This window comes from Methanothrix sp. (assembly GCA_029907715.1).
GTDB lineage: Archaea > Halobacteriota > Methanosarcinia > Methanotrichales > Methanotrichaceae > Methanothrix_B.
Genome location: JARYLI010000008.1, coordinates 52,609 through 63,358 on the forward strand (window position 1 = coordinate 52,609; position 10,750 = coordinate 63,358).

Here is a 10,750-nt window from a genome sequence, read left to right on the forward strand (position 1 = left end):
AGGATACATCGAAACGCTTATAAATGGCTTTGTCATATTACCGACGCGGGCCGGTAGCTTAGTCAGGTAGAGCGAAAGGCTCTTAACCTTTAGGTCGGGGGTTCAAATCCCTCTCGGCCCGCTAAGGGGCTGTGGCCTAGCCAGGTAGGGCGACGGGCTCCAGCGGTATGATTTGGATGATGAGCAACGGGTCTGCTGAGCCATCTCGACGGGGATGGCGTTGATGATCCGTTGGAGCACTGAGAAGATCATGTGTTCTCAGAATCGGAGAGACCCGTCGATCGTGCGTTCGAATCGCACCAGCCCCACCTTTCTGACGGCACCGTTAAATAGAATGCTCCACACCCTCTGAGTGGTGCTGAAATGTACTCGGATATCCTCACGATGTGCTGGTCAATAAAAGAGGTCAACAAGAACCTTTCAGACAGAGAGCCACTGATGGATTACACCGTGCGCTATCTGAAGAAGGCATGCTCCCGTCTTGGCGACATGCTCCTTCATATCGACTCGCAGTCTCCGGGCGAGGAGATCAGCGTCAGAGACAGGGACGGGAGAGAGCGGCGATTCTCGCTCAAGGAGATCGCAAAGATGCTGCTCGACGCAAAGAAGGTCGTTGAGTTCAACCTCATCGATAACATTGAGTCTTGGGCGAGATCAAAGGCGTGATATGCGCCTCATTTTTATCGCCGGAATTCTCCGGCAGTGTGATCGCATGGAGGGGAGTGTGGGAAATGGTTTATCTACAATGCATCAAACCCAGGCAGCATGTTCACGATAATCACAGGTGCACAGTTTGGTGATGAGGGAAAGGGCAAGATTGTCGATCTGCTTGCTGAAAAGTATGATATCATTGCGCGCTTTCAGGGCGGAGATAACGCGGGGCACACAGTGAAGGTGGGGGATAAAACATACAAGCTCCATCTGGTGCCCAGCGGCGTTCTTTTCAACAAAAGACTTCTGATAGGTCCGGGCGTGGTGCTCAACCCGAAGATCCTCTGGGGAGAGCTCCAGGCGCTCTGGGGCGAGGGCATGAAGGTCGATCTCGGAATAGATCCCAAGACGAGCATAATAATGCCCTACCACATAGAGATGGACGCCCTGAGGGAAAAGGCCAGGACAGCAAAGATCGGCACCACCAGGCGCGGTATAGGGTATGCGTATATCGATAAGATCGCGCGCGAGGAGGTGCAGATGGCCGACATCACAGATCCGGAGATGCTGAGAAAGAAGCTGGAGGAGATAGCGCCGGCGAAGGAAGCTGCGATAAGGGAGATGGGAGGAGATCCGTCTGTCGTGAGGGACGAGGCTCAGCTGAGCGAGTACCTGGAGATCGGCAGGTCTCTCAGGAACAACCTCACAGACGTCTCGCTTGAGATAAACAGGGCGCTCGACGAGGAGAGGATGGTGCTTGCAGAGGGCGCGCAGGGATCATTCCTGGATGTGATCCACGGCACGCAGAAGTTCGTCACATCGAGCTTCACAACAGCAGGCAGCGCCTGTGCCAACCTCGGCGTTGGTCCGGTGCGCGTCGATAATGTTGTGGGCGTTGTGAAGGCGTACATCACACGCGTGGGCGAGGGGCCGCTGCCCACCGAGCTCAGGGACGAGACAGGAGCCAGGCTCAGGGAGGCTGGCGGGGAGTATGGAACAACGACCGGAAGGCCGAGGCGCTGCGGCTGGTTCGACGCGGTTCTGGGAAGAAAGGCGGTTTACCTGAACGGATACACCGAGCTCGCTCTGACAAAGCTGGATGTGCTCACCGGCCTCAGGCGAATAAAGATCTGTGTCGCATACGAGCTCGATGGTGAGATACTGGAATACCCGCCGGAGAGCACCTCGGAGCTTGAGAGATGTGTCCCCGTGTACGAGGAGATGGAGGGCTGGTCTGAGAGCATAAGCGATGCCCTCGACTACAACGACCTGCCACAGAACGCGAGGGCGTATGTGGAGAGGATACAGGAGCTCATGGATGTGGATATAGCTGCGATATCGGTCGGGCCTGCGAGGGAGCAGACCATCTACATGGAGTGATCGCTCGGAGCGATGCCGAGGTCGTCTCTTGTGAAGAGCGACTCGAGCTCGAATCCTGCATCCCTCAGAGCTTCTCTTCCCCCCTCCATCCTGTCCAGGACCGCGAGGGCCTGGACCGGCCTGTAGCCCGCCTCCTCGATGTGCTCGATCGATCTGAGGAGTGATCTCCCCGTTGTCACGACATCATCGACGACCGCAACCCTCGCGCCCGGCTCCAGAGCCGGCCCCTCGATGAACCTCCTCTTGCCGTGCTTCTTCGGCTCCTTTCTCACTATCAGGCCGCATAGATTCCTTCCCTCCATATGGCCGACCACAATCATGGAGGATATGATCGGATCTGCCCCCAGCGTCATCCCTCCGATGGCACTGACCTCTGGTCTGACGAGATCGAGGAGAAGTTTTGCTGTCAGATACGCTCCCCGTGGTGTGAGGACCATCCTTCTCAGGTCTACGTAGTAGTCGCTGGTGCGGCCGGATGAGAGAACCACTGTGCCGATCTCAAGCGCCATCTCTTTTATCAGGATGAGAAGCTGCTCCCTGAGCTCTGACATTCTTACCTCAGATTGCTGCAGTCATAACCGCCAGAAACATTCTCACTTCCGGGCAGCGACCTCAACATCCTCTCTGTATATCGGGGTGCCCTCTGACTCTGTGCATTCCCTGAAGAGCTTCATCAGGAGCTTTGTCACAGGTCCGGGCCTGCCGTTCCCTATCACCCTGCCGTCGATCCTGGAGACAGGAGCTATCTCAGCTGCGGTCCCCGTAACGAAGACCTCCTCCGCGGTGTAGAGATCAAAGAGCCCGAGCCTGGTCTCATGAACCGGTATTCCGTTCCTGCTTGCGAGCTCCAGCACGACCTCTCTGGTTATGCCCTTCAGATTGTTCAGAGTCGGCGGGGTGTGGATCCTGCCGTCTCTGACCACGAATATGTTGTCGCCGCTGCCCTCTGAGATCGTGCCCTCAGCGTCCAGGAATATCGCCTCATCCCCTCCTTTTATATTGGCCTCTATCTTCGCGAGGATGTTGTTCAGGTAGTTCAGAGACTTTATGTTCGGCGGGAGCGCTGCAGGCGAGTTCCTTCTGATGGTGACTGTGATCGCGTTCAGGCCGACCTCGTAGAGGTTGCCGTACATCGCGTCCCATCTGACCGCTATTATGATGACAGTGGGCTTTGAGCACTTTCTCGGATCGAGGCCCAGGTCGCCAACGCCCCTGGTGACCACAGGCCTGATGTACGCGTCTCTCAGATTGTTTCTCCGCAGGGTCTCGAGTATCGCCTCGCACATCTCCTCCTGCGTCATCGGTATATCGAGCATTATGGCCTGCGCTGAATCGTAGAGGCGCCTGACATGCGCCTCGAGCCTGAAGACCCTGCCTCCGTATGCGCGAATGCCCTCGAAGACCCCATCTCCATAAAGAAGACCGTGGTCGAAGACGGAGACCACAGCCTCCTCTCTCGGGACGAAGCTGCCGTTGACGTAAACGATGCTCATGGATGTCCTCCCAACTTGCTTAGGATAAATGGGTTTTGATGCACGGTATCGATGGATTTATTAAAGAATGCATGAACCTAGATGGTTACATCTTCATCGGATGTTGATGTTATGGTACGACTTGGTTTCGTGGTTTCAGAGTTCAATAGGGATATAACATACCAGATGGAGCTCCTCGGGAGGGAGCATGCGCGATTTCTCGGCGCTGAGGTTGTCCAGACGATAATGGTTCCCGGGGTCTACGACATGCCGCTGGCTGTCAGAAAGCTCCTGAAGAGCGACGAGATAGATGCTGTTGTGGCGATCGGATGTGTGATCCAGGGCGAGACCGCGCATGACGAGATCGTCGCCCAGCATGCTGCAAGAAAGCTCATGGACCTCTCGCTGGAGTTCGACAAGCCCGTCACGCTCGGCATCAGCGGCCCGAGGATGTCCAGGCCGGATGCCCACAAGCGCGTCGATTACGGCAAGCGCGCGGTCGAGGCAGCCGTCAAGCTGGTCAGGCGCCTGAGGGGGGAGTGAAGATGGTATCAAAGAGGCTCGCCTCGATAGAGGAATCCGCCACCATGAGGATCTCTGCGGAGGCCAAGCGCCTGAACTCTGAGGGGTTTGATATCATAGATCTCGGGGTTGGAGAGCCGGATTTCGATACCCCCAGGCACATATGTGATGCGGCCTGCAGGTACATGATGGAGGGGAAGACGAGATACACGCCGACGAACGGGATACCTGAGCTCAGAAGGGCGATCGCCAGGAAGCTCCGCGAGGATAACAGGATCCCGGCGGTGGCGGAGGATGTTGTGGTTACCCCGGGCGCGAAGATGGCTGTCTTCGCGGCCATCCAGGCGCTCCTCGATGAGGGAGATGAGATGGTGCTCATCGGCCCGTCATGGGTCAGCTACGAGCCCTGCATCAGGTTCGCTGGCGGCAGGCCTGTATGGGCCGATGTCGACCAGGATTTCATGCCGATAGACCTTCCTGATGCGATAACAGACAGGACGAAGGCGATACTGGTGAACTCCCCCTGCAACCCAACCGGCGCCGTCTTCGGGCGCAATGTGATGAACGAGATCAGGGATCTCGCCATCGACCACGATATCTATGTCGTATCCGATGAGGTCTACGAGAAAATAATCTACGGGCATGAACACATCAGCATCGCCTCGCTCCCTGATATGGCAGACAGGACTGTTACCATAAACGGCTTCTCGAAGTCATACGCAATGACCGGCTGGAGGCTGGGATACCTCACAGGTCCGAGGGATCTGCTGAAGTGGGTGAGCAGGCTTCTCTCGCACTCTGTCTCTCATCCAACCACCTTCGTGCAGTGGGCGGGGATTGCAGCTCTCGAGGGGCCCCAGGATGCTGTGAGGAGGATGACTGAGGAGTTCAGGGCAAGAAGAGATCTGCTTGTGGAGGGTCTGAGATCGCTGGGGATAAGATGCGCGCTTCCGGGAGGGGCTTTCTACACATTCCCAGACGTATCCCACCTTGGCGGAGGGGATGCCTTCGCTGAGCGTTTGCTTAAGGAGGCGAAGATTGCGGTCACCCCGGGATCCGCATTCGGCCCTGGTGGGGAGGATTACGTGAGGATATCCTATGCGACATCGATAGATCGCCTCAGAGAGGCGCTGGAGCGCATTGAGAGCATGCTGAACGGCTAGCCGCACTGCAGATCTGAAAGAGCCAAGAGGATTGCCAGGGGCGTTCGGGCCGAGATGCCCGTGTGGAGCTCAGAGGTATTAGGTGCGCCCCTTTAGTCTGTCTTTTTTCCGGATTCACAAATGCATCACAAAAAAATTATATAAGATTGCGAGAACTGCTCCCTTCAGATGGTATACACATACTCAGTTTCCGAGCTCTGCACCAGGATCCAGGACAGGATATCGGGAGATGTGAGGCTTCACGATGTCTGGGCGCGTGGCGAGCTCTCGAATGTTGTGAACCACAGCTCAGGCCATAGGTACTTCACACTGAAGGACTCTGAGGCCCAGATCTCATGTGTCATGTTCAGAGCATACGCCTCTGACCTCGATTTCGTTCTCAGAGACGGAATGAACGTCAGGGTATTCGGTGATGTGGGATTCTACAAGGCAAAGGGCAACGTCCAGCTTCAGGTGCGGTTGATCTCTCCGGACACGGGCATCGGGAGGAGCGCGATGGAGCTCGAATCCATCAGGAGAAGACTGGCCGCAGAGGGACTGTTCGCTCCTGAGAGAAAGAGGCAGCTTCCCAGGTATCCTGAGAGGATCGGGATCGTCACATCGATGGATGGGGCTGCGCTTCGCGATGTTATTTTCTCTCTGGGAAAGTATCCTGCAAGGATCATGCTCTCTCCGGCGATCGTACAGGGGGATGCAGCAGCTCAGAGCATGATATCTGCGCTGAGGGCACTGCGCGGGAGGGCGGACGTCATAATACTCTGCAGGGGTGGTGGCTCCGCTGAGGACCTGTCCCCGTTCAACGACGAGCACCTCGCCCGGGCGATAGCTGAGTGCGATGCCCCTGTCATCTCAGCAGTAGGTCATGAGGTGGATGTCACAATCGCCGATCTGGTCGCGGATGCGAGGGCGTCGACACCAACAGCTGCCGCGAAGCTCGCAGTGCCTGATGCAGAGGAGATCAGGCTCCGCCTGCGAAATCTGGAGGATCGCATGACGTGGGCGATCGATTCGCATCTGGAACGGCTCAGATCGAGACTTGATTACCTAGGCAGGGGCATAGGAGCCCGCCAGATGTATGCTCTCCTGGAGAGAAGAAAAATCAGGCTCCTGGATCTCTCCAGGAGACTTCCAGATGCTGAGAGATCGATCGTTGATTCGAGGGTGAGACGGCTCGAGATCGCCAGGGCAAGACTGGATTCCGCAAGCCCTCTCGCGGTGCTCTCGAGGGGCTACACCATGGTCATAGGCCCAGCCGGAGTCGTGTGCCGTGCAGCAGATCTCGACATGGGAGCGAACATCACGCTTGTGTTCTCAGACGGCGAGGCTTACTGCAGTGTAAACGGAATCAGGCTCCGGGAATCCGGTCGGGGAGGATCGGAGTGAGTCTTGATATCCGCACGGGCATCGCCATGTGTTGAGCGCTCTCAGGCATCGCCATGTGGGTGGTGAGCGCTCTGCGGCGTTCTCGTTAGATCTGATCTGAGACCCCTCAGATCACAGGCAGCCAGATAGCTGCGCATCCGCCTCAGCCAGCAGCGGAGCATCTGTGGTGCTCGTATCAGTTCTGATACCTTCTGTGGTTCAGAAGAGCCTCATAAGCTCCTCTGCTATTATCCTGTATCCGTCCTCGTTGGGGTGATCGAGACCAGGCAGCACAAGCGAGTCGAGCGGCGTGCCGGATCTCACGCGCTCCATCCAGGCCGCATAAACATCAACAAATCCCACACCCATCGCGGCTGCGATCTCCCCCATCGCACGGTAATAATCGAGCACGAGTTTGTCGTAGTAGGGGGTGAGCAGAGGCTGTGAGCTCAGAAGGATTATCTCGCTGCCGCACTTTGAGAGTATTATCTCCACCATCCTCGAGATATTTGATCTGAACTCATCCAGGCTGATCCCGTAGGCCGCGTCGTTGATGCCGAAGTTTATCGTGACCAGATCAGGTCTGTGGTAGAGAACCGAGAGCCTCAGACGCGCCAGCCCATCCCTGCTCGTATCCCCTGAGACGCCCTCGTTGTGCATCTCTATCCTGGCATCAGGATATTTCTCCTGAAGCGCCTGCCTCCAGAAGTGCGGAAAGCCATGCCTCACCGCGTATCCCGCTGTGATCGAGTCGCCGAATGCAACTATCACGACATGACCTCCAGCCCGCAGCGCATCAACCGTCCGTCTGGTGAATCGACTCATGATTGCTGGATGGATGCTGCAGACTTAACACTTACCTCAGACATAGCCCCTTTCATGCGTCTGATCAGATCCTCGAGCTGATCGAGCTCGTTTCTCCCTATGAGATCAACACATGCAGAGCCGACTATGACGCCGTCCGCGCCGGCATGGAGGAGCTCTGCAGCATGCTCCGGCCTGGAGACTCCGAAACCAACGGCTCTTGGAATGACCGGGGGCACCCTCTCTATCAGATGCTTCGTGGACTCCTGGAGATCCGCGCTTGCTCCCGTGACCCCGGATCTGGCGACGAGGTACACAAAACCTGTGCTCAGGGAGATTATCTCAAGGATGCGTTTATCAGGAGTGTTCGGAGCTATCATGTTTATGAGATCTATGCCATGCCGGCTCGCCGCCTCCCTGAGTGGGCGCGATTCCTCCATTGGCAGATCTGGCACAATCATCCCGCATATCCCAGATGCTCTGCAGTCTGATGCAAACCTCTCCAGGCCACGCCGGTAAACCATGTTGTAGTATCCCATGAAGACCTTTGGCACGCCCTCTATTCTTGATGCAATATCGAAGTAAAGATCTGTGTTCATGCCAGCAGCTATCGCCCTCTGGGATGCGGCCTGTATAACTGGGCCGTCCGCGATCGGGTCAGAGTGAGGGAGGCCGAGCTCGAGCACGTCAGCACCTGCGCGTGTTATCCGCTCTGCGATCTCCACAGTCTCATCCGGCGATGGGTCACCTGCGCAGATGTATACGAAGAGGGGTTTGCATCTCCTGAAAACCTCAGACAGACTCATAGGCCATCACCGTGTGAAGATCCTTGTCTCCTCTGCCTGAGATGTTTATCACGCTCAGCTCACCCAGTCTCTCAGGGTGCTCTATCGCGTATCCAACCGCATGAGCAGACTCAAGCGCTGGTATTATGCCCTCCAGCTTTGAGAGAGCCTTGAACCCCATGATCGCGGTTTTGTCGCTCGCCATCGCCGTCTCGACCCTTCCTGTTTCCACAAGATGAGCGAGCTCTGGCCCCACCCCCGGATAGTCCAGGCCAGCAGCTATCGAGTAGGACTCCAGTATCTGTCCGTATGGATCCTGCAGTATCTTTGTCATGGCTCCGTGAAGCACCCCTGGCTCCCCCAGTGACAGAGATGCCCCGTGCTCCGCGCTCCGATCTCCCCTGCCAGGACCCCTGCCCCCAGCCTCGACCGCTATGAGCCTGACGCCATCATCTATGAACGGGGTGAATATGCCCATCGCATTCGATCCGCCGCCGACACAGGCGACAATCGTGTCTGGAAGCCTCTTCTCCTCTGCGAGGATCTGCGATCTCGTCTCATCTCCTATGATCCTCTGGAACTCCCTGACCATTGATGGATACGGATGAGGTCCGGCGACGGTTCCGAGCAGATAGTGTGTGCTCTCGTAACTGGCAGCCCAGTCCCTGAGAGCCTCGTTTATAGCATCCTTCAGCGTTCTGGAGCCAGACCTGACAGGTATCACCCTGGCGCCCAGAAGTTCCATTCTGAAGACGTTCATGCGCTGCCGCTCGATATCCACCTCGCCCATGTATATCTCCGTCTCAAATCCCAGCAGGGCGCCCACGATCGCCGTGGCGACCCCATGCTGGCCGGCGCCGGTCTCTGCTATCAGTCTTTTCTTCTTCATGTATTTGGCCAGAAGACTCTGTCCCAGCGTGTTGTTGATCTTGTGCGCGCCGCCGTGTAGCAGGTCCTCCCTCTTGAGGTACACATCCCTTCCGAGAGCTCTGCTGAGATTCTCAGCTCTGTAGAGCGGCGTCGGCCTGCCGGCGAAATCTCTCATGAGAGTTGAGAGCTCCCTCAAAAACTCCGGATCCGCCCGCAGCCTCTCAAACGCCTCAGCGAGCTCGAGAAGCGGCTGCACCAGCGTCTCGGGTACAAACCTGCCACCGTATCTGCCGAACCTGACCTCGCAGGATATCTCACCCATAAATCACGCCACCAGTTTGATGTATAACAAAGTACATTGTTGAACTTAATAGTACATCGTATTTAAAACTGCCGGGTGGTGTGGAGATGAGAGGAGTATCGTTAATCGCTCTTATGTATTCAGCAACTTGAAGGACATGCAGGCCGGTTGCTGAATGCACTCATACCCTCGGAAGGAACGCATAGCGTGACTGGTGCCTCTTTGGGCCGAGTTATCAGATGGATAAGACCGTCGCTAATAAGTGCATCCAAGCGTCCCACTGTGATCGATGCAAACGCGGCGCTGTACAGGGGCAGTAAATCCTTCCCGGACGGACGTTCATCTATCAGCCAGGCGAAGCTTATTATTATATTTTAAATATAAAGCAATTCCACACAAAAAGCTTGCCAGCGACACTGCATTTGATACTATGAGGATCGTGTTATTCAGGTATATGCCGTAGAGGAGCCAGAGAAAGATACCTGTGGTGTACTGAAGAAGCATCGGGAGGCTCAGATCTCCGACAAGCTTGGTCCTGTACATCTTGATGATCTGGGGGTAAAATCCGAACATCGTGAGGGATCCCGCTGCGATGCCGACCAGATCCCATGACTCCATCGAACCAGCCTCTAATCAGAATGGAGGGATCCAGCTGCTTTCGTTGTACGCCATCGTGTATAGACTGTCTGATGTGCTTCCCAGCCAGTCGGTGCCGATCTGTGTTTGAGTCGAGTTTGTATCCCTCACGAGCACGCCATTGACAAGCCTCCATCCTCTTGGCACCCCACCCCAGCTCCAGAGGTCGTTGCTGAGGGTCACATTCCTTGTTGTGTTTATGTTGCTCATCAGCCATGCCCTTCCAAAATCCCCGCTGACACTCTGGAATCTATCCCCTGAGCTCACATTTCCCTGGTTCTCTGCCAAGGCGCACTGGAGCGACAGAATAAGAAGCAGTGCAGCCGCAACTCTCTTGCCTGCATTCATGTGCCTGAGGAGGTAATATGTGGGATAAAAGGATGTTGGCAGAGATGCGAATGATATATAAAAAGATGTTTTTTTAAGTGTGAACAGGATGTGCTCTGTTGAATAATTGAGGTCGCTCTTATGCGTTAAACAACTTGTGGGTCATGCTTGGAGGTTGCTGAACGCAATCATTCCCCCGGAAGGAGGGCAGAGCAGGAGCGGTGTCTCTTTGGGCAGGTCATCAGATGGACAAGAGCGATTGAGGTATATAAAATCGAATGCCATCGATTTTTACTGCAACTACAATTTGTATGAATTGGCCCTATGATATCGGATTCTCGAACATTATTCGACACAGCAATAGGATAAAATAGTTTGAGGCGATATTTTTGCACACAGTTGCTGTGTTGGATAACTATTTAAACTAGGAAAATATATAATATATTTCATGGCCTATGAGGATAACCGCAATTGGCG

General features: G+C 55.5%; 12 protein-coding genes and 2 tRNA genes. 7 read left to right on the forward strand and 7 right to left on the reverse strand.

The genetic code is table 11. The features are described from left to right. The first annotated feature begins 47 nt into the window (after window positions 1–47). The 4 genes from QHG98_06540 to QHG98_06555 all read left to right on the forward strand — a co-directional run bounded on the left by QHG98_06540 (window position 48) and on the right by QHG98_06555 (window position 2,031). Window positions 48–121, forward strand: a tRNA-Lys gene (locus tag QHG98_06540). Window positions 122–125: 4 nt separating this feature from the next. Beyond that, window positions 126–308 (forward strand) — tRNA-Trp (locus tag QHG98_06545). 55 nt (window positions 309–363) lie between these two features. Next, window positions 364–666 (forward strand): hypothetical protein, encoded by a 303-nt coding sequence (locus QHG98_06550; GenBank protein ID MDH7597376.1) that lies wholly within the window; start codon window positions 364–366, stop codon window positions 664–666. A 99-nt stretch (window positions 667–765) separates the two neighbouring features. Beyond that, window positions 766–2,031 carry an adenylosuccinate synthase gene (locus tag QHG98_06555; protein ID MDH7597377.1) on the forward strand — a complete coding sequence of 422 codons (1,266 nt, stop codon included), beginning with the start codon at window positions 766–768 and terminating at the stop codon, window positions 2,029–2,031. Here QHG98_06555 and pyrE read toward each other — a convergent pair. Together pyrE and ilvE are read right to left on the reverse strand one after the other, a co-directional pair. Beyond that, window positions 2,019–2,582, reverse strand: coding sequence for an orotate phosphoribosyltransferase (gene pyrE / locus QHG98_06560; GenBank protein MDH7597378.1), 564 nt, complete (start codon window positions 2,580–2,582; stop codon window positions 2,019–2,021). The two genes, QHG98_06555 and pyrE, sit on opposite strands and share 13 nt — an antisense overlap. Before the next feature lie 42 nt (window positions 2,583–2,624). Then, on the reverse strand, window positions 2,625–3,524 hold the full coding sequence (gene ilvE, locus QHG98_06565; protein ID MDH7597379.1) for a branched-chain-amino-acid transaminase: 900 nt from the start codon (window positions 3,522–3,524) through the stop codon (window positions 2,625–2,627). A 111-nt stretch (window positions 3,525–3,635) separates the two neighbouring features. Between ilvE and ribH the strand changes: the two genes are divergently transcribed. The 3 genes from ribH to xseA all read left to right on the forward strand — a co-directional run bounded on the left by ribH (window position 3,636) and on the right by xseA (window position 6,571). Further along, complete coding sequence (gene ribH / locus QHG98_06570) at window positions 3,636–4,046, forward strand: 6,7-dimethyl-8-ribityllumazine synthase (protein MDH7597380.1); 411 nt, start codon at window positions 3,636–3,638, stop codon at window positions 4,044–4,046. Window positions 4,047–4,048: 2 nt separating this feature from the next. Further along, entirely contained in the window at window positions 4,049–5,188 is a 1,140-nt protein-coding gene (locus tag QHG98_06575; protein ID MDH7597381.1) for a pyridoxal phosphate-dependent aminotransferase, read from the forward strand. 168 nt (window positions 5,189–5,356) lie between these two features. Further along, the gene (gene xseA, locus QHG98_06580) at window positions 5,357–6,571 is read left to right on the forward strand and encodes an exodeoxyribonuclease VII large subunit (protein ID MDH7597382.1); all 1,215 of its coding nucleotides are present in this window, start codon (window positions 5,357–5,359) and stop codon (window positions 6,569–6,571) included. Window positions 6,572–6,769: 198 nt separating this feature from the next. Here xseA and QHG98_06585 read toward each other — a convergent pair whose 3' ends face one another. From QHG98_06585 to QHG98_06605, 5 genes are all read right to left on the reverse strand, one after another. Further along, window positions 6,770–7,321, reverse strand: coding sequence for an SGNH/GDSL hydrolase family protein (locus QHG98_06585; protein MDH7597383.1), 552 nt, complete (start codon window positions 7,319–7,321; stop codon window positions 6,770–6,772). 50 nt (window positions 7,322–7,371) lie between these two features. Beyond that, on the reverse strand, window positions 7,372–8,160 hold the full coding sequence (gene trpA, locus QHG98_06590) for a tryptophan synthase subunit alpha (GenBank protein MDH7597384.1): 789 nt from the start codon (window positions 8,158–8,160) through the stop codon (window positions 7,372–7,374). Next, window positions 8,147–9,331, reverse strand: a complete 1,185-nt coding sequence (gene trpB / locus QHG98_06595) for a tryptophan synthase subunit beta (protein ID MDH7597385.1) — start codon at window positions 9,329–9,331, stop codon at window positions 8,147–8,149. The genes trpA and trpB overlap by 14 nt, the downstream gene beginning before the upstream one ends. 318 nt (window positions 9,332–9,649) lie before the next feature. Beyond that, a complete protein-coding gene (locus QHG98_06600; GenBank protein ID MDH7597386.1) occupies window positions 9,650–9,928 on the reverse strand; it encodes a SemiSWEET family transporter in 279 nt (92 codons plus the stop codon). A gap of 15 nt (window positions 9,929–9,943) precedes the next feature. Next, complete coding sequence (locus QHG98_06605) at window positions 9,944–10,294, reverse strand: hypothetical protein (protein ID MDH7597387.1); 351 nt, start codon at window positions 10,292–10,294, stop codon at window positions 9,944–9,946. Window positions 10,295–10,750 lie beyond the last annotated feature (456 nt).